Below are 21,421 nucleotides of genomic sequence, written 5' to 3'. Positions count from 1 at the left end.
TCAGTCCGCGATCAGGTCGTCGGCCATGTCCCGCAGATCCTGGTCGTGGCCGCCGGCGACGGCGAGTTCCGCGGGGGAGCGTGGATCGTCGGCGAAGTCGGCCGGGTTCAGCCACCACGATGCGGCGCCCCAGGGGTCGTCCTTCGCGTCGATCGCCCGGTTGATCTCGGCGACGATGGGCCGCACCTCGCGGCGCTCGGTGTCGAACTGGAAGGCGGGGAAGAGCTTGTGCCCGGCGGCGGGCAGGGCCACCACGGTGCCGCCTGCCGCGAGGCGGCTGGCGGTGTTCCTACTGGTGGCGGACTTCCCGAGGGCGCGGCTGACGGCCGTGGAGTCGAGCATCTCGTGTTCGTCGACGAGCGAGCGAAGCGCCGAGGACACGATGCGGGTGCGGGCGACCGCGGCGGCGGCCGGGTTGGCGACGGCGCGCTCGTGTTGCAGCGCGAGCGCCGGGCCCATGGCCAGCAGTGCGGTCACGTCGTCACGCACCGGTCGCAGGTTCGGCCGCCGGGAGAATTCCTCGGCCAGGAGTTCCACCAGGTCCTGATCGGACAGGGCGTGGATCGTGTCACGGGCGCGGTCACGGTTGGCGAGCATGGTCACACCTCCAGATGTGCCACCAGCGTACCGCGTACCGAGCGCGTCAGCCAGGGGTGCCGGGCGCCGCCGTCGCGTCAGCTGTGCCCGCCCCAACTGGGGGACTGCGCCACCAGTGACGACGACGTGAGCTGTCGGGGATCGCTGCCGTCGGCGTTCATCACCCAGATCTGCGCACTGGGACGGGGTTCGGTGAGTCCGCGCGTGTAGACGATCTTCGACCCGTCCGGTGAGAACTTCGCTCCGACTGCGAATTCCGTTGTCAGTGGCCGAATATCGCGGCCGTCCGCGGTCATCGCATAGGTTTCGGACGCGTCCGTGCTGCCGCGGTTGCTCGAGAAGACTATCGTCGTCCCGTCGGGGGAGTAGGCGGGATCGGAGTTCCAGTGCTGGTCCCGCAGGATCTGGAACCATCCGTTGCCGTCGGTGTCGAATCCGGCCAGGTATCCGGCTTCGTTGAAGACGATCTTCGAGCCGTCCGGGGTGAAGACCGGGTAGGAACGGCTGATGCCGCCTCGGCCGTCGTACTCGGGGGAGAGTTGCCTGCGGTCGCTGCCGTCCGCATTGATCAGGCAGATTCCGCCGACGCAGCCGAAGACGATCTGCGAACCGTCGGGCGAGAAGGCGGGCTGGCCGCCGCGCTCGGCGATCACCTGCTGATCGGTGCCGTCGGCGTTCATCACCGCGATCGCCGAACCTCTCGTGAACGCGATCCGGCTGCCGTCGGGTGACACGGCCGGGTGGGAGGCGTAGGCGGTGCGGTCGTCGGTGATAGTGGCGGTCAGTTGGCGGAGCCCGCTGCCGTCCGGCGCGATCGTGTAGATGGATCCGTCGCCGTCGGCGAAGGCGATGATCTCGGTCGATTCCACCTGCCCGGGTTCGCCGGCCCCGCACCCGGCGACGAACACGGCGATCAGCAGGCCCGCACCGAGAGATCTGGTCGCCTGTGCGCGGATCTTCCTGCTGTTTCGTGCACGTGCCATCGTGGATTCCCCCCTGTCGGTACGGCGGTGGGAGACCGCCCGGCAGATACATCGGCGGGGGAGTGCGCGCCGTTATTCTCGGCGGTGTGACTACTGCGCGCGCCGCGCCTCGAGCAGTCGCAGCCACACCTCGCTGACCGTCGGGTACGACGGGACCGCGTGCCACAGGCTCTCGAGCGGCACCTTGCCGACCACCGCGACGGTCGCGGCGTGAACCAGTTCGGCGACGCCGGAGCCGACGAACGTCGCACCGACGATCGTGTCGGTGGCGCGGTCGACGACGAGCGAGGCGCGGCCCGAGTAGTCGTCGCGGGACAGGGCGGCGCCGGCGACGTCGATATCCACCTCGACGACCTCGACATCGAGTCCGTCTGCGCGGGACTGGCTTTCGGTGCGTCCAACCGCCGCGACCTCCGGCGTCGTGAACACCACCTGCGGCACCTGGCCGTGGTCGGCGGACGCGACGAATCGGGGGCCGTCGAGCGGCCGCCCCTCCGCGCGCGCCGCGATCACGTCGCCGCACACCCGCGCCTGGTACTTGCCCATGTGGGTCAGCAGGGCGCGGCCGTTGGTGTCGCCCACCGCGTAGAGCCAGTCGCCGTCCACCCCCTGCACGGTCAGGTGATCGTCCACGGTGACGTAGCCGTGATCGGGCAGGCCGACGCGCTCGAGGCCCAGTCCCGCGGTGGCGGGGGTGCGCCCCGCCGCGACGAGGATCTCGTCCACGGTCAGCTCCGGATCGCCGTCGTCGCCCCGGACCGTCAGCGTCACCGGTCCGCCGTGGATGCGGCCGATCCCGGTGTCGGAGACGTCGCCGCGGGTGACGGACTCGAGCGAGGCGCCGAACCGGACGTTCACACCGTGCTTGCGCATCTTCTCGGCGACCATCTCGCCGGCGAAGGGTTCGGTGCGCTCGAGCAGTGCCGATCCGCGGACGAGAACGGTGATGTCGTCGGCGCCCAGTTCGTGCAGCCACGTCGCCGCCTCGCACGCCACGACGCCGCCGCCGACGATCGCCAGCCGCTTCGGTACCTCGCGCACGTTCGTCGCGTCCCGGGACGTCCACGGCAGCGCGTCGCGCAGGCCGGGAAGGTCGGGCACGCTCGCGGTGGTCCCGGTCGCCAGCACCACCGCGTGCCGGGCCCGCAGCACCCGCTCGCCCACGGTGACCTCCCGGACCCCGGTGAGTTTCGCGCTCCCGCGGATGACGTCGATGCCGACCGAGTCGGCCCACAGCACCTGCGACGAGTCGTCGTGGTTGTGCGTGAAGCCGTCCCGGCGGGCCAGGACCGCCTCGACGTCCAGTCCGTACGCGTTGACCTTCTCCTCGACACCGGGCATGTGGCGGGCGGTGCCCAGTACCTCGACCGGTCGCAGCAGCGCCTTCGACGGCATGCACGCCCAGTACGAGCACTCGCCGCCCACCAATTCGTGTTCGATGAGCGCCGCGGTGCGGCCGCTTCCGGCGATGGCGTAGGCCGCCGCGTTCTCCCCGGCCGGCCCGCCTCCGATCACAATGACGTCGAACTCTTCGGGAGCCATGGATCCACGGTAGGCCGGGGAGAAGCGTTTCGCGCGGCTTCCCATGACGCGGTCAGCCGATCGCGCGGCGGTCGTACAGGCGCTTCGCCCAGACGTACCCGAACAGTGCGATTCCGGCGGTCCACGCCACCGCGAGGACCCCGTCGGTGCCGATCGGGCCGCCGAGGAGCAGTCCGCGCAGGGTCTCGATGACCGGGCTGAACGGCTGGTACTCCGCGAACCACCGCAGACCGGTCGGCATCGAGTCGGTCGGCACGAACCCGCTGCCCAGGAACGGGAGCAGCATCAGGAACATCGGCAGATTGCTCGCGGTCTCGACGCTGCGTGACACCAGACCGAGCGCGACCGACAGCCACGTGAGCGCGAACGTGAAGCCGGCCAGCAGACCGATCGCCGCCAGCCACTCGACCGGGTCGGCGGTGGGACGGAATCCGACGAGGACGGCCACGCCCGTCACCACCGCGAGCGCGAACATCGTCTGGATCATGCTGCCGACGACGTGTCCGGTCAGCACCGAGGCGCGGGAGATCGCCATCGTCCGGAATCTGGCGATGATGCCCTCGGTCATGTCCGTGGCTACCGAAATCGCCGTTCCCTGAGCGGCGCTCGCGATCGTGATCAGCATGATGCCCGGGGTGACGAACTCGAGGTAGGCGTCGCGCCCACCGCCGAGGCCGGCGCCGAGCGTGCCGCCGAACACGTAGACGAACAGCAGCAGCAGTACCACCGGCATGCCCACGAGCAGGATCGTCATCGACGGGTAGCGCGCCATGTGTCGGACGTTGCGGCGCAGCATCGTCGCGGAGTCCTGGAGGGCGTAGGAGACTGTGGTCATCGCAGCGAATCCTTCCGGGTGGCGGAACCTTCGGTCAGGGCGAGGAAGACGTCGTCGAGGTCGGGGGTGTGGATCGACAGGTTGGTGACCTCGATCGAATCCTCGTCGAGTCGATCGAGGATCGACCGCAGCGACGGCACGCTGCCGTCACCGGGAACGTCGAGGGTGAGGGCGTCGTCGTCGCGCGGGGCGACTCCGAGTGCGGTTGCGGCCATAGCCAGTTCGCGAGGGTCGGCGAACGAGAGGCTGACGTGTCCGCCCGGCACCAGGCGCTTGAGGTCGGCGGGCGTGCCCTGGGCGATCACGCGACCGCCGTCGAGCACCCCGATCCGGTCGGCGAGTTGATCCGCCTCCTCGAGGTACTGGGTGGTGAGGAAGATCGTGACCCCGTCGGCGACGAGGCCTCGCACGATGTCCCACATCGTGCGCCGACTGCGCGGATCGAGACCGGTCGTCGGTTCGTCGAGGAAGATGATCCGCGGACGGCCGACGAGGGTCATCGCCAGATCCAGTCGGCGACGCATGCCACCGGAGTATGTTCCGGCGGTCTTCGCCGCGGCGTCGGCGAGGTCGAAACGTTCGAGAAGTTCCGCGGTGCGGCGACGCTCCTCGCGGCGCCCGAGGTGGTGCAGATCGGCCATCAGTGCCAGGTTCTCGGCGCCGGTCAGAAGATTGTCGACCGCGGAGAACTGGCCGGTGACACCGATCGCGGCGCGGATCGCGTCCGGTTCCTGTGCCAGGTCGTGCCCACCCACCCGGACATCGCCGCCGTCGGGGTGGACGAGGGTGGAGAGAATGTGGACGGTGGTGGTCTTGCCGGCGCCGTTGGGGCCGAGCAGGGCGAAGACCGAACCTCCCTCGATGTCGAGGTCGATCCCGTCGAGAACAACCTTGTCCCCGAAGGACTTCCGTAGGGACCGGACTCGAATGTCCGATGTCATGAGGGTAGCTGCGGTCATCATCACTCCGCCTTCTCGCTGGTGGGCTGGTCGGGGGTCGCGCGTCGAACGAGGATGTCGCCGAAACCGGTGTGCGCCTGGACCTCGACCGAATCGTCGGTCGACGCCGGACCGGCGGTCTCGGCCAGTAGGTTCTGAACCTTGCCGAAGGTGGTGTGGACGTCGAGGCGCGCCGCGGTGCCGCTCCGGATGCCGATCTCGATCTCGCCGCGTGCGGTCCGCAGGTTCGCCGCCCCGCGCGCGATCTCACCGATCCGGATGTCCCCGTTGGCGGTTGCGGCCTCGACGTCGTGTCCCACCCCGTCGACGACGATGTCGCCGTTGGCAGTCTTGGTCCGGAGCGATCCTGTGACCGGGCCGATCCGGTTGTGGCCGTTGGAATTCTTGACGACGGCACTGCCCGCGATGCTGCGCACCTCGATCCGGCCGGATCCGGTGCTGACCTGGGCATCGCCGTCGACGTGCTCGATGGTGACGGCGCCGGCACCGGTGCGGACGTGCGCGGCGCGGGTCGCGCTCAGGCGGACATCGCCCGTCGAGGTTTTGATCCGGCAGTCGCCGAGTGCGCCGGCCGCGCGGACGGCGGCGACCGAGGCGTCGGCCTCCAGGTCGGAACCGGTCGGGAGTTCGATCGTCACGTCGACCGATCCGGCCTTGCCCCACAGAACGCGGGGCCGGGGGGCGCGGACGACCAGTCGGCCGGACGTGTACTCGACCCGGGTCTGCTCGGCGGCGCGCACGTCCGCGTCGCGGGTCGCGTCGGTGGGCCGTACCTGCACGACCGTGTCGTCGCGATCGGTCGCCGTGACGGTGGCGTCGCCGACGGCGAGTTGGATGACGGCCGAGATCGGTTCCGGGGTGGTGAAAGTGGGCATCGTGATCCTCTGGGTGTGATGGAGGTGGCTGCTCTGCGGAGGCGGGGTCAGTGGACCCAGCCGGTGAATCGGTCGCCGCCGGTCGGGGCCCGGCGCTCCGGGCGCCGCGTCGTGGTGTTCTCGTCCAGCGTCGCCGTCGCGGCGCGGACGAGCCACGCATTGACCGACAGACCGGCCGCGCGTGCCGCGTCCTCGACGCGGTCCTTGAGGTCCTGTGAGAGCCGGAGATTGATCCGGGTCATCGGGCCGTCCTCGACATCCGCGGGACGCGTGGACGGCGCCTCCGCCGGGGCGGCGGGTTCGTCGAACGCCGGCGGTGCCGGCGGGGGAGTGACGACGAAGCCCGGTTCGCGTCCCCGCAGGCGCAGGTCCACCGAGCCGGGGGCGAGGTCGCGGGTGATCTCGTTCGCGGCCGCCGAGAGGGCGTCGAGCAGAGCCAGGCGTACCGCCGAATCGAGCGGGGCAGTCAGCCGCTCGGCGACCGCCCGGGCCTCCGGACCACCGGCCTCGGCGGCTACCGCGAGGTCGTTCTGGAGTGCGGTTACATACGGTGTCAGATCCATGGCATCACTATGGCACCAAAATGATGCCATGTGAAGGCCCCTGTCGAACTTTCCAGGTCAGGGTGGTGCCAAAGTGGCACCACTCGTCACCACGAGTGTGCCGTCAGCCCCTTTGCTGCGAGTGCGGCCACCGTGAGGTCCCGCAACCGTTCACCGCTGTCGAAGCGGTCCGGGTCGATCCCCACCAGCGACAGCGTGTAGGTGCCGCCGAGCGAGGACAGGTAGGCCGACAGGTGTGTGGTCGTCCGCACCGGGCGGTCGGCGGAGATCCCCGGGTGCATGGCCCGCGTCGCGACGCCGGTGGTGCGGTGCGGACCCAGCGACGCGAGGGCGCCCGGCAATCGGCCGATGTTCGAGCACAGGGCGTCGAGTTCCCCTGCCCCGGCGGTCAGGCGCGCGGCGATCCGGTCGGGCAGGATCTGCGCGGTCTCCTCGGGAAAGCCAGACGGTGCGCCCATCGGCGCCGCGGCGAAGGCGTCACGGCTCGCCCTGCGGATGTCGGAAAGTGAATCATTCGGTTTCACAACCACTTCGGTGATCACCATCGCGTTGTCCACGGCGTCGGAGTTACGGGTGTCGACCGGCACGCTGATGTGCAGCGGCATCGGTACACCGGAGGCGTCGGCGATCGCGGTGACAACCGCGAGGAACAGTCCGTTCGCGGTGCCGCCGTCGGCGGCCGCGGCCGCGTCCCACGCCGCCCCGTCGACTTCGACGATCGCCGTGCACGTCCCGGTCGTGAGGTGCGTCCGTCCCGGCCCCGGCTTGGGGGCGGCGTCGACGAACTCGCGCAGTTCGCGGCGCCGTGCGGCGCTGAACGCGAGCCCCAGCGACGCCCCGGCCCCGCCGAGCAGCACGGTGCCGACGGTCCGGACCGCATCCGCGACGTCCGACGTCCGGGGTGCTGTCGGGGCGGGCGGGCGGCCGGTGAGGGCGGCGTCCACGGCGGACACGAGGCCGCGGGCGTCGGCGACGACGTGCGAGCACACCAGCGAGACCACGGTGCCACCGCCGGTGACGGGCGCCGCGGACAGCGCCCACCCGGGGCCGAACTCGGGGTCGACGTCGACGTCGGCCTGCGCGTCGGCCCACCGCACGACATCGTCGATCGGGTCCTGCTCGTAGCGGAGGGGGCGGGCGTCGGCGCTCGCCTCCCACCGGGGCCGCGCGCCGGGCACCCGCGGGCGGACGACGCGGCGGCCCAGCGCACTGTGCGTGAGGGCGTCGTGCACCGATTCCAGGACCGCGGCGTCCACGGCGTCCGCGGTGCGCCACACGCCCTGCATCACGATCGGGACCCCGTATCCGTGATGCCGGCGCAGGAATATCTCGTCCACCATGGTCAACCGGTCCATGGGTTCGGACGCTACCGTCAGCCGGCCCGGTCCGGTGTCACCGTCGCTTCCGGAGGGCCAGAACCGCGGTGTGTCCGTCGTCGCCATGGTGCCGGCGGACCCCGAAGCCGGCGCGGCGCGCGTGTTCGGCCGCGCTCGCGCACTGGCCCCGGTTCATCTCGATCAGCACCGACCCGCCCCCGCTGAGCCATTCGCCCGATTGGTCGATCAGCCGCCGGACGTGGTCGAGTCCGTCGGCGCCGGCGAACAACGCCCTGCCCGGTTCGTGCTCGAGTGCCTCACGAGGAAGGAGACCGGACGCCGTCGTGGGCACGTACGGCGGAACGGCGGCGATGACGTCGATCCGCCCGCGCAGCGCCTCGTCGACGGCGGTGATTCCGGCGCCGCAGAACACGCCGGCGCGGGTGCCCAGGTTCCGTCGGGCGAACCCGGCTGCGACCGCGTCGATCTCGGTGGCGTGCACGTGGGCATGCGGAACGAAACGACGCACCGACGCGGCGATGGGCGCGGCGCCGGCGAACGCCTCCAGGACGATCGGAGCGCGAAGGGGAGCCGCGGTCGCGACCGCGACACCGGCGAGCAGCAGGGATCGCTGCCGGGGGACGAACACGCCGACCCCGACTTGGAGGCGGAGCCGGCCGAACGCGACCCAGCCCACGACGTGCTCCAGCGGCTCGCCGGAAACACGTCGTGCACAGAGACTTTCGAGCTCGTCAGCGTCGGTGGCGCTCAGGCGCAGTACGGCGGCCTCGTCCTCCGCGAAGACACAGCCCGCGTCGCGAAGTCGTCGCACCAGCGGATCCGACCCACCCACCACGGCTACGGGGGAGGGCGTGTCGTTCATCGCTGCGGGTACTCCACGACGAGGAAGCCGTCGTCGACCGCGACGAGCCGACCGCCCGCGCGGTGCATCGCGGTCGCCGCGGCCGCGAGGCGGCGATAGGCGGCCCCGGCGTCCGGCAGGCTCGCCGCCCGGTCCGCGGCATGTCGGTGGCCGAGTGTTTCCACCGTGCGGACGAGGACCCCGTCGATCACCGCATGGCTCCGCAGCGCGCCGTCCCGGACGGCCAGCCAGGGCGTGGCCGGAGCGCTCTCGAACCCGAGATGCGGTCGATCCGCCGCGGCCGGCTCGTCCACGACACGCACCCGCCAGCGCAGCGCCGGCGCGGTACCGGTGGCGCTGTCCGCACCCGCGGTCGCCGTCCGTGTTCGCTGCCGTCGGGAAGGTCGGCGTGCATGCAGCCGCCCGTCCGACATCGGTCCCTCCAGCCACCATCCCGCGGAGTGCGCGGACATCAGTTCCTCGGCGATCGCCGCGAACCGGGACGCAGCCTCCGGCAGCGAGTCGACGTCGTCGAAGTCCCAGCCGTGGGACGCGAAATGCTCGGAACCTCGCCACGGCGACGGCCGCCCGACCTGCACGTCAGTAGTCATGTGATCCCTGCCCTCACTCGATCTCGCGCGCCTCGGGCAGCGGGAACTCGGTGATCGAAATCGACCGACCCGGCGCTGCGTACGACAGCCGCGACCAGCGGAGTGCGGGTTCCCTCGTGAGAGGTCCAGCGCAAGTCAGCACATGGTAGACGTTCGAGCGCCGCCGCCGATATCGGACGGTCACGGTTCGTCGAATCGGCCGTGTCGTCCCTCGCCGGCCGCGAATCGGGCGGCGCCGGTGAGCGCGTCCACCGTCACCGCGACCATGCCGTGCCGGAACTCCGACGCCAGCGCCTCCTCTTCGGGCAGGCCCTCCTGGTCGAGCACCGACATCCGGTCCTCGCGCAGGCACGTCTGCGGGAAGCGGGCGAGTTCGGCGGCCAGTTCCTCCGCGGCCGCGCGTGCCTGCCCGGTCGGCACCACCCGGTTCACCAGGCCGATCGCGAGGGCCTCGTCGGCGTCGACCGACCGACCCGTCAACACCAGGTCCATCGCTCGACCGGCCCCGATGATCCGCGGCAACCGCACCGTGCCGCCGTCGATCAACGGCACCCCCCACCGTCGGCAGAACACCCCGAAGACGCTGTTCGACTCGGCAATTCGAAGATCGGCCCACAACGCCAACTCGAGCCCGCCGGCCACCGCGTGACCGGAGACCGCGGCGATCACCGGCTTCGACAGCCGCATCCGGGTCGGCCCCATCGGCCCGTCGCCGTCCGGGGTGACGTGATTGGAGCGGTCGGTGCCCAACGCCTTGAGGTCCGCGCCCGCGCAGAAGGTGCCGCCTTCGCCCCACAGGACCGCAACGGCGGCGTCGGGATCGGCGTCGAACTCGCGGAACGCGTCCGCGAGCGCGGCGGCGGTGAGCCCGTCGACCGCGTTGCGCACCTCGGGCCGGGACAGCACGATCGTCGTGACGGGCCCGGATCGTTCGGTGCGCACCGGCATGGTTCGACGCTACCCGCGCGCGAGCGGTCCTCAGGACCGAATCGCGACTTCCCCGCTCGCCCTGGTTCACTGAATACATGGCCTACCGTCGGACCCCTGCAGTCGAGGCGCGCCTCGCTGCGCAGCGTGACGCTATCTTCGAGGCCGCGGTCGCGGTGCTGTCCGAGTCCGGCTACCAGGGATTGACGATCGCCTCCGTCGCGAACCGGGCGCAGGTCGCGACGGGCACGGTGTATTCGCACTTCGACGGCAAGTCGGATCTGGTGGTCGCGGTCTTCCGCGAGATCGTCGGCCGGGAGGTGGCGGCGGTGAACGCCGCCGCGGGGCCGGGCCGGTCGGCCGGCGAACGCATCGCCGCGGTGATCGAGACGTTCGGCGGGCGCGCGATGCGGAACCCGAAACTCGCGTACACATTGCTCGCCGAACCCGTCGACGCGGCCGTCGACGCCGAACGGTTGATCTTCCGGCGCACCTTCGCCGACGCCTTCGCGGCCGCGGTCGCCGCCGGTGTCGCCGCCGGGGAACTGGCGCCGCAGAACGTCCCCCTCGTGGCAGCCTCGCTCGTCGGTGCCACCGCGGAGGTGCTGGCCGGGCCCCTCGCGTCCGGACATGACGCCCCCGGCGTGATCGACGACCTGGTGCGGTTCGCGCTCACCGCCGTCGGCGTGGTGCCGGTAAAGCGCTGATCGGGAAGTTTGCGCAGCGAGCGCATACTGGGGGCAGCACAATCACGATCCGTACGGAGCACGGTCATGCAGGTCGACACTCGCTGGAGCGCCTGGAACGAGGAGATCGAGGTTCAAGTCACCGAAGGTGCCGCGCTGGGGCCCGCGGTGGCGCTGGTGGGGACGGTGCTCACCGAGGTCGAGGCTGCCTGCAGCCTCCAGCGCGGTCACGCCGAGATCCACGCCCTCAACCTGGCACAGGGACTGCCCGTGCGGGTCAGTGTCCGCCTGGCCGGATTGCTGAGGTCGGCGCTGTGGGTGGCCCGCATGACCGACGGCGCCGTCAGTCCGCTCGCGATCGAGGAATCACCGTCCGGCGTTCCGCCCATCCACCCCGAACCGACGTTCGCCGACGTCCAGATCGACGACGCGACCGTCCTGGCCCCGTGGGGCGTCTCGTTCGACATCGCCGACACCGCGAAGGCCGACACCACCGACCGGGCGGCGGCGCTGGTCGCCCACGAACTCGAGTGCGGCGTGCTGGTGCGCGTCGGTTCCGTCCTCGCGACGGCGGGACACTGCCCGGCCGGCGGCTGGCAGGTGGCGGTACCCGGTGACGGCGCGGTGGAGTTGCGGGCGGGTACCGCGATGGCGACCGTCGGCGCCGATCTGACGTACGGCGGGCACGATCCGGTCAGCGGGGAGTGGGAGCAGGTGTCGGTGATGGCCGACGACGGGCTGTGGGCGTACGGCGCGGCGGCGGCGTCGATCCGGCGCGGCGTCGGCGCGGTGCCCTGGCTCGAACAGCAGGAACTCGGCGCGCGACTGGTCGACCGACTCGGCCGGGTCTACACGACGGACGGGTGGAGCCACCCGCACGCCGCGTAGCGGCGCACGTCAGACCGCGCGACCCCGCTGTGCCCGGTACCAGCGCACCAGCGTGTCGGTCGACGAATCGTCCTGCTGCGGAGGAGCTTCCGGCGACGTCAGCACGGGGCCGAGTTCGAGGGCCTGCGCCTTGCCGAGTTCGACACCCCACTGGTCGAACGAGTCGATTCCCCAGATGACGCCCGCGACGAACACCTGGTGCTCGTACAGCGCGATGAGCTGGCCGATCGTCGACGGCGTGAGCCGCGGGGCCAGGATGGTGGTCGAGGGCCGGTTGCCCGGCATGACCTTGTGCGGCACCAGTTCCGGTGCGGTCCCCTCCGCGGCGATCTCCTCGGCGGTCTTGCCGAAGGCCAGCACCTTGGTCTGCGCGAACAGATTGCTCATGAGCAGGTCGTGCATGCTGCCGGTGCCGTCCGCGGTGGGCAGGTCGTCGGTGGGCTCGGCGAAGCCGATGAAGTCGGCCGGCACCAATCGGGTGCCCTGGTGCAGCAGTTGGTAGAACGCGTGCTGGCCGTTGGTGCCGGGCTCGCCCCAGAAGATCTCACCGGTCTTGGTGGTGACGGGGGTGCCGTCGGCGCGCACCGACTTGCCGTTCGACTCCATCGTCAGCTGCTGCAGGTAGGCGGCGAACCGGGCGAGGTCGTTCGAATACGGAAGCACAGCACGCGATTCCGCATCGAAGAAGCTCGAGTACCAAACGCCGATCAGGCCGAGCAGTGCCGGCGCGTTCCGCTCGAGTGGCGCGGTCCGGAAGTGCTCGTCGATGGTGTGGAAGCCAGCGAGGAATTCGGCGAACCGCTCCTTGCCGATCACCGCCATCACCGACAGGCCGATCGCCGAATCCACCGAGTACCGGCCGCCGACCCAGTCCCAGAACCCGAACATGTTGTCGGTGTCGATACCGAAATCGGCGACACGCTGCGCGTGCGTGGAGACCGCGACGAAGTGCTTGGGCACCGCCTCCTCACCGAGTTCGTCGACCAGCCAGCGACGGGCCGCCGACGCGTTGGTGAGTGTCTCGAGCGTCGAGAAGGTCTTCGAGGCGACGACGAACAGCGTCGTGGCCGGGTCCAGATCGGCGAGCGTCCCCACGAGGTCCGCCGGATCGACGTTCGAGACGAACCGGGCCGAGATCCCGGCGTCGGCGTAGTGACGCAGCGCGCCGCACACCATGACCGGTCCGAGATCGGAGCCGCCGATACCGATGTTGACGACCGTGCGGATCCGCTCGCCGGTCGCGCCGCGCCACTGTCCCGAGCGCAGGCGGTCGGTGAAGTCGCCCATCCGCCGCAGGACCGAGTGCACGTCGGCGACGATGTCCTGACCGTCGACCTCGAGTGCGGTGTCGGCGGGCAGTCGCAGCGCGGTGTGCAGCACCGCCCGGTCCTCGGACGTGTTGATGTGGGCGCCCGCGAACATGTCGTCTCGCCGCTGTTCGACCTGCGCGGCGCGCGCCAGATCGAGGAGCAGGGACAGGGTTTCGCGGGTCAGGCGGTGCTTGCTGTAGTCGATGTACAGGTTGCCCGCCGAGACGGTCAGCTCGGTTCCGCGCCGGGGATCCTGCGCGAACAGGTCTCGCAGATGGGCAGATTCGATCACTCGATGATGCGCATCCAGGTTCTTCCAGGCTGCGGTACCGGTGATGTCTGTGCTCATGGAACAGCAGCTTATCGGCACCACCCTCGTCGAGTCGGACGACTCTCGTGGAACGAGAAGACGGCGCATGATGGAGGTCATGAACCCAGCCGAATTGATTCGTGCCGTTCCTACCAAACTGTGGATCGGGGGCACCCCGGTCGATGCCGAGAACGGCGCCACGTTTCCCGTTCACGACCCCGCCACCGGCGAGGTGCTCACCGAGGTCGCCGACGCCAGTCCGGGCGACGCGGTCAAGGCGCTGGACGCCGCGGCGGCCGCGCAGTCGGACTGGGCCGCGACGCCGGCCCGCGAGCGCAGCGAGCTGCTGCGTGCGGTGTTCGAGAAGATCACCGCACGGGCGGAGACGTTCGCCCAGTTGATGACCCTCGAGATGGGCAAGGCGCTGCCCGAGAGCCGCGCCGAGGTGCGGTACGGCGCGGAGTTCTTCCGCTGGTTCGCCGAGGAGGCGGTGCGCGCGGAGGGCCGCTACCAAGCCGCGCCGGCGGGCAACGGCCGCATCCTCGTCAGCAAACAGCCGGTGGGACCGTGCCTGGCGATCACGCCGTGGAACTTCCCGCTCGCGATGGGCACCCGCAAGATCGGGCCGGCGCTGGCCGCCGGCTGCACGATGATCGTCAAGCCGGCGTCGGAGACGCCGCTGACGATGCTCGCGCTCGCCGAACTGTTCGTCGAGGCGGGGCTCCCGCAGGGCGTGCTGTCGGTGCTGCCCACGTCGCGTTCGAGTGCCGTCACCGAGCCGCTGCTCGCGGATCCGCGGCTACGCAAGCTCACCTTCACCGGGTCCACCGGTGTCGGCCGGTTGCTCGTGGAGAAGTCGGCGAAGGGCCTGCTGCGCACCTCGATGGAACTCGGCGGCAACGCCCCGTTCGTCGTGTTCGACGACGCCGACGTCGATGCGGCGGTCGACGGCGCGATGCTCGCGAAGCTCCGCAACGGCGGCGAGGCGTGCACCGCTGCGAACCGTTTCCACGTCGCGAACGCCGTCCGCGAGGAGTTCACCGCGAAGCTCGCCGAACGCATGGCAGCGTCGAAGCTGGGCCCCGGAATCGACCCCGCGACGACCCTCGGCCCGCTGGTCAACGCCGATCAGCTCGCCACCGTCACCGAACTGGTCGACGACGCCGTGCAGGCCGGTGCGAAAGTGCTGCTCGGCGGTGAGGCGCCGGGCGGGCCGGGCTGGTTCTATCCCGCGACCGTGCTCGCCGACGTGCCCCCGTCGGCGCGGATCCTGCGCGAGGAGGTGTTCGGTCCGGTCGCCGCGATCAGCGGGTTCGACACCGAGGAGGAGGCGATCGCGGCCGCCAACGACACCGAGTTCGGCCTGGCGGCCTACATCTACACGCGCGATCTGGACCGGGCCCTGCGCGTCTCCGACGCGCTCGAGACCGGAATGGTCGGTGTCAATCGGGGCGTCATCTCCGACACCGCGGCACCGTTCGGCGGCGTCAAGTCGTCCGGCTTCGGGCGCGAGGGCGGCAGCGAGGGCATCGCCGAGTACCTGGAGACCAAGTACATCGCCCTGACCTGACCTCCCTGAGGCCGCGGACGCGACCGCGAAACCAGAACCGCCCGGTCCGAAGACCGGGCGGTGCTGGTTGGGAAGTTCGACGCGTGGAGCTCGACGCTCTCGGAGGTCTAGTGCCCCAGTCGTCCGCGACCGAGGCGCAGCAACAGCATGGCGAGGGTGTGTCCCTCCTGGCCGAGCTCGCTGAAACGCTCGAGAACCTTCATCTCCCGGCTGTGGACCAGGCGGGGTCCACCGGAGGCCATCCGGGTGCGGCCGATGATCTGGGACACCTCGCTGCGACGCTTCACGGCGGCGAGGATTTCCGCGTCGAGGCGGTCGATCTCCTTCCGGAGTTCGGCGATCTCGGCCTCGCTCGAAGGCAGGGGTGACTCGGATGAAGGCGTTGCGGTCGGACTGCTCATAATCTTCTCCTCGTGTCGGAACTAGGTTCGTTCGGTTCCCTCGAGTCGTTACGAATCCGGGTCCAGCTCACAAGAACGCCCCGGGATCCGGTGTGGACCTCGGGGCGCGCGGGGGATCAGGCCGCGGGCACCGTCGGTCGGTACCCGCTGGGAAATCGCCAGTGCTCGCGGGGCGAGCGCCATCGGATACCCGGCTCTCCCTGTGCGGCAATGATCATCACCCCAGTTTGCCACGCAAAGGAGTGCAACCCAAGCAGAGGTGACTGCCTTCACCGTCGGCGCGATCGGGTCCCTGCCGCAATGTCGGACTTCGCCGGTAGCGTGGACAGACGATGAACACGATTCCCGGCTCCACGATCGGTGCGGCAGGCCGTTCTCACGCCTCGTCCGACGCCCTGCTCGAAGGTCTCAACCCCCAGCAGCGGGAGGCCGTCCTGCACGCGGGATCGCCGCTGCTCATCGTCGCGGGCGCGGGGTCCGGCAAGACCGCCGTGCTGACCCGGCGGATCGCCTACCTGCTGGCCGAGCGGGACGTGGTGCCCGGGCAGATCCTCGCGATCACGTTCACCAACAAGGCCGCCGCGGAGATGCGCGAACGCGTCGCGCAGTTGGTCGGCCCGCGCGCCAACAGCATGTGGGTGTCGACGTTCCACTCGAGCTGCGTGCGGATCCTGCGCGCCCAGTCGGCGCTGCTGTCGGGCCTGAACTCGAACTTCTCGATCTACGACGCCGACGACTCGCGCCGCCTGCTGACGATGATCTCCAAGGACCTGGAGATCGACACCAAGCGTTACTCGGCACGGCTGCTGGCGACCAAGATCTCGAACCTCAAGAACGAACTGATCGACCCGGAAGAGGCCGCGGCGGACGCGGACCGCGACTCCAACGATCTCGACAAGCTCGTGGCGCGGGTGTACGCGCACTACCAGCAGCGCCTGCGCGCCGCGAACGCGCTCGACTTCGACGACCTGATCGGTGAGACGGTGTCGCTGCTGCAGCGGCACCCGCAGGTCGCCGAGTACTACCGGCGTCGGTTCCGGCACGTCCTGGTCGACGAGTATCAGGACACCAACCACGCGCAGTACGTGCTGGTCCGTGAGCTGGTGGGGGAGCCGAGCGACGACCCGCACGCCGTCCCACCGGCCGAGTTGTGCGTCGTCGGCGACGCCGATCAGTCGATCTACGCCTTCCGCGGCGCGACCATCCGCAACATCGAGGAGTTCGAGCGGGACTACCCGGAGGCCCGGACCATCCTGCTCGAGCAGAACTACCGGTCCACCCAGAACATCCTGTCGGCCGCCAACTCCGTCATCTCCCGCAACACCGGTCGCCGCGAGAAGCGGCTGTGGACCGACTCGGGCGAGGGTGAACTGATCACCGGCTACGTCGCCGACAACGAGCACGACGAGGCCCAGTTCGTCGCGTCCGAGATCGACCGCCTGGTCGACGCCGGCGAGGCCAAGTTCAGCGACGTCGCTGTCTTCTACCGGACCAACAACTCGTCGCGGGCGCTGGAGGAGATCTTCATCCGCCTCGGCATCCCGTACAAGGTGGTCGGCGGCACGCGGTTCTACGAGCGCAAGGAGGTGCGCGACATCGTCGCGTACCTGCGTGTGCTCGCCAACGAGGACGACGCGGTGAGCCTGCGGCGCATCCTCAACACCCCGCGCCGCGGCATCGGCGACCGCGCCGAGGCGTGCGTGTCCGTGTACGCCGAGCAGAAGGGCGTCGGGTTCGCCCAGGCGCTGCGGGCCGGCGCCGAGGGCGTCGTGCCGCTGCTGAACACCCGGTCCCAGAAGGCGATCGCGTCGTTCCTCGAGTTGCTCGACGGGGTGCGCGGGCTGATGGCGTCCACCGACGCCGACGGAAACGACCTCACCGACATCGGCGAGATCATCGAGGCCGTCCTCGACCGCACCGGGTACCGCCGCGAACTCGAACTCAGCAGCGATCCGCAGGACGGCGCACGACTCGACAACCTCAACGAATTGGTGAGCGTTGCGAGGGAATTCAGCTCCGATGCGCGCAACGCGGCCGCGTTCGCCGAGGAGAACGCGGCCCCCGACGACGTCGTGGACGACGAGGGCATGCCCGACCCGGGTTCGCTCGCGGCCTTCCTCGAGCGGGTCTCGCTGGTCGCGGATTCCGACCAGGTGCCCGACTCCGGTGAGGGTGTCGTCACGCTCATGACGCTGCACACCGCGAAGGGTCTCGAGTTCCCCGTCGTGTTCGTCACCGGTTGGGAGGACGGGCAGTTCCCGCACATGCGGGCGCTCGGTGACCCCGCCGAGTTGTCGGAGGAGCGTCGCCTCGCCTACGTGGGCATCACGCGGGCGCGGCACCGGCTCTACCTCACCCGTGCGATCGTGCGATCGGCGTGGGGGCAGCCGGTCACCAATCCGGAATCACGCTTCCTGCAAGAGATCCCGGCCGACCTGGTCGACTGGCGCCGGGAGGACCCCGGGGTCCTCGGGGGCGGTGGAGCGATCGGCGGTGGTCGCCCACGCGGTCAGGGTTACGGCGGATCGGGTTACGGCGGATCGGGATTCGGTGGTTCGGGCTTCGGAGGCGGAGGCCGGGCGGCCGGCTCGTCGCCCAGCTTCGGGGCCCCGCGCGGACGCAACAACAATCTGGTGCTCGCGGTCGGCGACCGGGTGAGTCACGACAAGTACGGCCTCGGCAAGGTCCTCGAGACGAAGGGCAGCGGACCCACCGCGACCGTCACGATCGACTTCGGGTCCGCCGGCAAGGTGCGCCTGATGCTGATCGGCGGCGTGCCGATGGTCAAGCTCTGAGGCTGCCGCACGAAAAACGCCTGCGGGCCACGCGAATTCGCGTGGCCCGCAGGCGTTTTTCGTGATCGGGGAGCGAGCGTCAGGGCTGCTCGACGCCGAGGCTGATGCCGCGGGTCGCGAGCCACGGAATCGGATCGATCTTGTTGTCGCCGGCGAGGTGGACCTCGAAGTGGAGGTGCGGGCCGGTGGAGAAGCCGCGGTTGCCCATCGTGGCGATCTGGTCGCCGGCCATCACCTGCTGGCCGACCGTCACCAGGGTCTCGTTGATGTGGCCGTACACGGTGATGGTGCCGTCGGCGTGCTGCACGCGGACCCACATGCCGAAGCCGGAGGCCGGACCGGAGTCGATGACCACGCCGTCGGCCACCGCGTAGATCGGGGTGCCGATCGCGTTGGCGATGTCGACGCCCGCGTGCAGCGTGCCCCAGCGGGCGCCGAAGGACGAGGTGTAGGTGCCCTTGGCGGGCAGCACGAACAGCGGGCGGCGGGCGGCGGCCTCGCGGGCGGCGCGCTCCTCGCTGAAGCGCTGGCCCTTGGCGAGGAGGTTCGAGAACTGGCCGAGGTCGGTCGGGCTCGCGACGGCGAGAACCTGCGGTGCCGAACTGTCGGAGGAGTTCTGCGCGACGTCGCTGAACTGGGCGGCCTGTGGAACCGCGGTGGAGGCGACGGAGCCGGAAGCGGTGAGTTCGACCTCGGAGTGGTCGGAATTCTCGGCCGGGCCGTTGGTGGCTGCCTGGCCTGCGGCGACGACTGCGCCGGCGGCGACCGCGATGACTGCGGCGCGGCCCTTCAGGGCGGAGGGGGGAGCGGGGAGGCGGTGCTGGCCGCCTCGGCGGGGCGCGACGACATCGGCTGTCGGGTCGATCGTTCCCGCGGGGGTGAAGAACTCGGTCGGAGGCCCGTCGATGTCGAGGGCGTCGTCGTGGCTTTCGGGTTCGGAACTCTTGGAACTGTGGAGCATGGCGTTACGAATCTCAGATCTTTCCGCCTCGGGGTAACGAACCCCCGAGGGCGTCGGATAGCTGGTTGTGACGCCGTTCGCCCGTTCCGACAGCTTGACCGGAGACGGCTCCGCTGCTGGATTGCAACGCTCGAACTCGTGATCTGCCGCAGCCGGGAACCGTCGGGCTTCCGGGTCAGCGTGTTGATTCACAAAACGGCTGGCGGTGAACTGAGTGCGGTGGCGCATGTGCCCTTCCGTCCTCCTGCCCGTGACCTGCCTGTGACTTAGACCCTGGCGACGGTAACGAAACGGTTGCAGGGGAGCAACCCGTAAGACCGGACGAAACGGGAGATGTGACTGGCGTCACAGCGTGAACTGGGCGGATGCCGAACATGCCAAATGGTCTCGTTCATATATCGGGACGGGCCCGCCGCGTTACATCCCGTATATCCGCGGTCCGCCATCCCCGTTCGAGCGACGATCGGCCGCGCACCCGCTAGCGTCGCGCGAGTGGATTCCCCAACCCAACTCAGCGCGGTGCCCGAAGCGATCGAGCCCGACGGAAAACGGACGACCGACCGGCCGGCGGGCCGCGGTGACGACGGACCCGGGCTGCTGCCGTACGCGGCCGTGGCGCTCGCCGCCGTGGGCGCACTCGGGGTCGCCGCGGGAACTCTCGGCGCGGTCGCTCGCTCCGCAGCCGACGGCACGCGGATTCCGGCGGTCGGCGCGGCCGCCGTCGTGACGGTGGTCCTCGCGCTGGCCGTTCCCGTCGTGGCCGCGGTCCTCACCGCGCGGAGGTCGCCGGCGGGTGCCGCTCTGCTCGCGGGGGCCGGCGTCGTGTCGGCCGGGTTGTGCGTGATGGATGTGCAGTTGTGGACCGGTCCGATCGACGCCAACCGGCTCGAACTGTTCCGCCCGCTGACCGCCGGTGGAATCGAAGCCGGGCCCGGTGCCGTGCTCGTCCTCGCCGGGCACGTGTGCGCGGTCGTGGCGGGGATCATCGGGCTGGTGGCGGTCCACCGCGCCTCGCACGCAGACGGTTACGGCTCGTCGCCCGATCCGGACGCGGTCGGGCGTCCGGTGGGGAGCCGTGTCGGGGCCGGACTCGTCGCGGTCGTCCTCGCCGCGGCCGGGGCCCTCGCGGCGGCCCTCTTCGCGCGCCCGTTCACGTCGAGCGATCCGGTGCTCGTGGTGCGCGCCGCGATCGCTGCGGACGCCCCCACCGCGATCGGCAGTGCCGTCGTCGCGATCGCCGTGCTGATCGCCGTCGCGGCGGCCCTGGCGTCGGTGGACGTCGCAGTGGCGGCAGGCGTCGTCGGGGGAGCGGCCCTGGCCGCACTCGGGCCGACCGGCAGCCGCCTGGCCGCGGGGCTCGTCGACGACCGACTCTCTCCCGGCGCCGGCACCGTGTGGGGCGTTCTCGGTGCGGCGCTGCTGGCCGCGGGGGCGGCGGCGATACCGGCCGTCGCGGGCCGCCGGGAACGGCGTGCGGTCGCGCGGGTCGCGGCGTCCGCCGAGACCCCGGCCGACGCCCGCGGAACCGGTGCCACGGCCCGGGACCGGATGCAGCGGTGGCACGCCGCTGCGGGGATCGCGGGCATCGTCTCCGGCGCGCTCGCGAGCGTGGGTGCGCTGCTGCCGGCGCTCTCCGTACCTGCAGGTCTGCCGGAGCCGAGCATCCCCGCCACCCGGATGGTGCTCGTCGCCGGGGTGTTGCTGGCGATCACGGGCGTGTGGCTGCTGATGTCGGAGTTCTCCGTGTTGTTCCGGCCGGCCCTCGCGATCATGTGGGTCGCGGTGGTCGCCGCGGCCGCGGACGTCGCGCAGACCGCCCTGACCGCGGTGCAGATCCCCGGCGTGACGTTGGGCGTGGGCAGTGCGCTCGTCACGGGCGCGGTCGTCGCGGCCGTCGGCGCCGGTGTCCTGGCGGGTATCGCCGGCGCGGCCGAACGTGACGACATCGACACCTCGGAGCCGAACGATCCCCCGCAACGGGTACTGGTCGTCGGGGCGGCCGCCGCCGTCGCGACGGTGCTCGGGTACGCGTTGCCGCTGTACCGCGGCAGCGACGGCACGGCGGCGGCGCTCGGTCGCCTGCCGTGGGGTTGGGACGCGTGGGGGCAGGTGCTGTCGGTGGTCGCGATCGTGGTCGCGGTGCTGGTCGCGATGGGTGCGCGGGCCCAGCGCGGCGCCGTGCTCCTGGTGGGTGCGGCCGTGGTCGTCGCCCTCCACGTGCTCTCGTGGCCGCTGTCCGCCGGGCGTCTGACCGATCCGGTCGTCGCCGCCGGTGTGGCACCTGCAATCCTTGCGGTAGTGCTCCTCGCGGTGAGCGCGGCGCTCGTCGGGCGCCGTGACCGCCGTTGAGGCGTGCATCGACGGCTGTCGTCGCGTGACATATGCCACATAGCATGTGGGCGGGCGATAGTCGATTGATTGAACTAGTTA

At 70.7% G+C, this 21,421-nt stretch carries 19 protein-coding genes; 5 read left to right on the top strand and 14 right to left on the bottom strand.

Annotation, left to right across the window (positions count from 1 at the left end):
- From EGT67_RS06165 to EGT67_RS06115, 11 genes are all read right to left on the bottom strand, one after another.
- Positions 1-597, bottom strand: coding sequence for a hypothetical protein (locus tag EGT67_RS06165; RefSeq protein ID WP_127915168.1), 597 nt, complete (start codon positions 595-597; stop codon positions 1-3).
- Positions 598-674: 77 nt separating this feature from the next.
- On the bottom strand, positions 675-1,580 hold the full coding sequence (locus tag EGT67_RS06160; protein ID WP_127915167.1) for a TolB family protein: 906 nt from the start codon (positions 1,578-1,580) through the stop codon (positions 675-677).
- A gap of 90 nt (positions 1,581-1,670) precedes the next feature.
- Positions 1,671-3,122: a dihydrolipoyl dehydrogenase family protein gene (locus EGT67_RS06155; RefSeq protein WP_127915166.1), complete on the bottom strand. Its 1,452-nt coding sequence runs from the start codon at positions 3,120-3,122 to the stop codon at positions 1,671-1,673.
- Between the two features lie 52 nt (positions 3,123-3,174).
- Positions 3,175-3,957 carry an ABC transporter permease gene (locus EGT67_RS06150; RefSeq protein WP_127915165.1) on the bottom strand — a complete coding sequence of 261 codons (783 nt, stop codon included), beginning with the start codon at positions 3,955-3,957 and terminating at the stop codon, positions 3,175-3,177.
- Positions 3,954-4,916, bottom strand: a complete 963-nt coding sequence (locus tag EGT67_RS06145) for an ATP-binding cassette domain-containing protein (RefSeq protein WP_127915316.1) — start codon at positions 4,914-4,916, stop codon at positions 3,954-3,956. Before EGT67_RS06145 ends, EGT67_RS06150 begins: the two co-directional genes overlap by 4 nt.
- A gap of 2 nt (positions 4,917-4,918) precedes the next feature.
- Positions 4,919-5,791, bottom strand: coding sequence for a DUF4097 family beta strand repeat-containing protein (locus tag EGT67_RS06140; RefSeq protein ID WP_127915164.1), 873 nt, complete (start codon positions 5,789-5,791; stop codon positions 4,919-4,921).
- Between the two features lie 47 nt (positions 5,792-5,838).
- A complete protein-coding gene (locus EGT67_RS06135) occupies positions 5,839-6,354 on the bottom strand; it encodes a hypothetical protein (protein ID WP_127915163.1) in 516 nt (171 codons plus the stop codon).
- 86 nt (positions 6,355-6,440) lie between these two features.
- Complete coding sequence (locus tag EGT67_RS06130) at positions 6,441-7,709, bottom strand: hypothetical protein (protein WP_127915162.1); 1,269 nt, start codon at positions 7,707-7,709, stop codon at positions 6,441-6,443.
- 37 nt (positions 7,710-7,746) lie between these two features.
- Positions 7,747-8,553, bottom strand: coding sequence for a class I SAM-dependent methyltransferase (locus tag EGT67_RS06125; protein ID WP_127915161.1), 807 nt, complete (start codon positions 8,551-8,553; stop codon positions 7,747-7,749).
- Positions 8,550-9,143, bottom strand: coding sequence for a hypothetical protein (locus EGT67_RS06120; protein ID WP_127915160.1), 594 nt, complete (start codon positions 9,141-9,143; stop codon positions 8,550-8,552). The genes EGT67_RS06125 and EGT67_RS06120 overlap by 4 nt, the downstream gene beginning before the upstream one ends.
- A 180-nt stretch (positions 9,144-9,323) precedes the next feature.
- The gene (locus tag EGT67_RS06115) at positions 9,324-10,091 is read right to left on the bottom strand and encodes a crotonase/enoyl-CoA hydratase family protein (protein ID WP_127915159.1); all 768 of its coding nucleotides are present in this window, start codon (positions 10,089-10,091) and stop codon (positions 9,324-9,326) included.
- Positions 10,092-10,168: 77 nt separating this feature from the next.
- Here EGT67_RS06115 and EGT67_RS06110 point away from each other — a divergent pair, with 77 nt between their 5' ends.
- Both EGT67_RS06110 and EGT67_RS06105 read left to right on the top strand, forming a co-directional pair.
- Positions 10,169-10,777: a TetR/AcrR family transcriptional regulator gene (locus EGT67_RS06110; protein ID WP_127915158.1), complete on the top strand. Its 609-nt coding sequence runs from the start codon at positions 10,169-10,171 to the stop codon at positions 10,775-10,777.
- A 66-nt stretch (positions 10,778-10,843) separates the two neighbouring features.
- Positions 10,844-11,644 (top strand): FAD:protein FMN transferase, encoded by an 801-nt coding sequence (locus tag EGT67_RS06105; RefSeq protein ID WP_127915157.1) that lies wholly within the window; start codon positions 10,844-10,846, stop codon positions 11,642-11,644.
- A 9-nt stretch (positions 11,645-11,653) separates the two neighbouring features.
- On the opposite strand, the gene pgi is transcribed toward EGT67_RS06105, so the two are convergent.
- Positions 11,654-13,291 carry a glucose-6-phosphate isomerase gene (gene pgi / locus EGT67_RS06100; RefSeq protein ID WP_206612305.1) on the bottom strand — a complete coding sequence of 546 codons (1,638 nt, stop codon included), beginning with the start codon at positions 13,289-13,291 and terminating at the stop codon, positions 11,654-11,656.
- Between the two features lie 91 nt (positions 13,292-13,382).
- Here pgi and EGT67_RS06095 point away from each other — a divergent pair, with 91 nt between their 5' ends.
- A complete protein-coding gene (locus tag EGT67_RS06095; RefSeq protein WP_206612295.1) occupies positions 13,383-14,834 on the top strand; it encodes an NAD-dependent succinate-semialdehyde dehydrogenase in 1,452 nt (483 codons plus the stop codon).
- 107 nt (positions 14,835-14,941) lie between these two features.
- On the opposite strand, the gene EGT67_RS06090 is transcribed toward EGT67_RS06095, so the two are convergent.
- Entirely contained in the window at positions 14,942-15,235 is a 294-nt protein-coding gene (locus tag EGT67_RS06090) for a chorismate mutase (protein WP_127915154.1), read from the bottom strand.
- A 332-nt stretch (positions 15,236-15,567) separates the two neighbouring features.
- On the opposite strand from EGT67_RS06090, the gene pcrA reads away from it, so the two are divergent.
- A complete protein-coding gene (gene pcrA, locus EGT67_RS06085) occupies positions 15,568-18,030 on the top strand; it encodes a DNA helicase PcrA (protein WP_127915153.1) in 2,463 nt (820 codons plus the stop codon).
- 79 nt (positions 18,031-18,109) lie between these two features.
- Here pcrA and EGT67_RS06080 read toward each other — a convergent pair whose 3' ends face one another.
- Complete coding sequence (locus tag EGT67_RS06080) at positions 18,110-19,219, bottom strand: M23 family metallopeptidase (RefSeq protein ID WP_127915152.1); 1,110 nt, start codon at positions 19,217-19,219, stop codon at positions 18,110-18,112.
- A 264-nt stretch (positions 19,220-19,483) separates the two neighbouring features.
- Between EGT67_RS06080 and EGT67_RS06075 the strand changes: the two genes are divergently transcribed.
- Positions 19,484-21,340: a hypothetical protein gene (locus tag EGT67_RS06075; RefSeq protein ID WP_127915151.1), complete on the top strand. Its 1,857-nt coding sequence runs from the start codon at positions 19,484-19,486 to the stop codon at positions 21,338-21,340.
- Positions 21,341-21,421 lie beyond the last annotated feature (81 nt).

Origin of the sequence: Prescottella agglutinans (genome assembly GCF_004011865.1) — a bacterium.
GTDB lineage: Bacteria > Actinomycetota > Actinomycetes > Mycobacteriales > Mycobacteriaceae > Prescottella > Prescottella agglutinans.
Note: the sequence above shows the minus strand (reverse complement) of the source record. Positions and strands in the feature narration are given on the sequence as shown.

Coding starts and splice junctions, on each gene's coding strand:
- EGT67_RS06115 (WP_127915159.1), bottom strand. CDS start 10,091: ATGCCGGTGCGCACCGAACGATCCGGGCCCGTCACGACGATCGTGCTG.
- EGT67_RS06135 (WP_127915163.1), bottom strand. CDS start 6,354: ATGGATCTGACACCGTATGTAACCGCACTCCAGAACGACCTCGCGGTA.
- EGT67_RS06080 (WP_127915152.1), bottom strand. CDS start 19,219: ATGCGCCACCGCACTCAGTTCACCGCCAGCCGTTTTGTGAATCAACAC.
- EGT67_RS06090 (WP_127915154.1), bottom strand. CDS start 15,235: ATGAGCAGTCCGACCGCAACGCCTTCATCCGAGTCACCCCTGCCTTCG.
- EGT67_RS06165 (WP_127915168.1), bottom strand. CDS start 597: ATGCTCGCCAACCGTGACCGCGCCCGTGACACGATCCACGCCCTGTCC.
- EGT67_RS06125 (WP_127915161.1), bottom strand. CDS start 8,553: ATGAACGACACGCCCTCCCCCGTAGCCGTGGTGGGTGGGTCGGATCCG.
- EGT67_RS06095 (WP_206612295.1), top strand. CDS start 13,383: ATGAACCCAGCCGAATTGATTCGTGCCGTTCCTACCAAACTGTGGATC.
- EGT67_RS06160 (WP_127915167.1), bottom strand. CDS start 1,580: ATGGCACGTGCACGAAACAGCAGGAAGATCCGCGCACAGGCGACCAGA.
- EGT67_RS06105 (WP_127915157.1), top strand. CDS start 10,844: ATGCAGGTCGACACTCGCTGGAGCGCCTGGAACGAGGAGATCGAGGTT.
- pcrA (WP_127915153.1), top strand. CDS start 15,568: ATGAACACGATTCCCGGCTCCACGATCGGTGCGGCAGGCCGTTCTCAC.
- EGT67_RS06110 (WP_127915158.1), top strand. CDS start 10,169: ATGGCCTACCGTCGGACCCCTGCAGTCGAGGCGCGCCTCGCTGCGCAG.
- EGT67_RS06140 (WP_127915164.1), bottom strand. CDS start 5,791: ATGCCCACTTTCACCACCCCGGAACCGATCTCGGCCGTCATCCAACTC.
- EGT67_RS06145 (WP_127915316.1), bottom strand. CDS start 4,916: ATGACCGCAGCTACCCTCATGACATCGGACATTCGAGTCCGGTCCCTA.
- EGT67_RS06120 (WP_127915160.1), bottom strand. CDS start 9,143: ATGACTACTGACGTGCAGGTCGGGCGGCCGTCGCCGTGGCGAGGTTCC.
- EGT67_RS06155 (WP_127915166.1), bottom strand. CDS start 3,122: ATGGCTCCCGAAGAGTTCGACGTCATTGTGATCGGAGGCGGGCCGGCC.
- EGT67_RS06150 (WP_127915165.1), bottom strand. CDS start 3,957: ATGACCACAGTCTCCTACGCCCTCCAGGACTCCGCGACGATGCTGCGC.
- EGT67_RS06130 (WP_127915162.1), bottom strand. CDS start 7,709: ATGGACCGGTTGACCATGGTGGACGAGATATTCCTGCGCCGGCATCAC.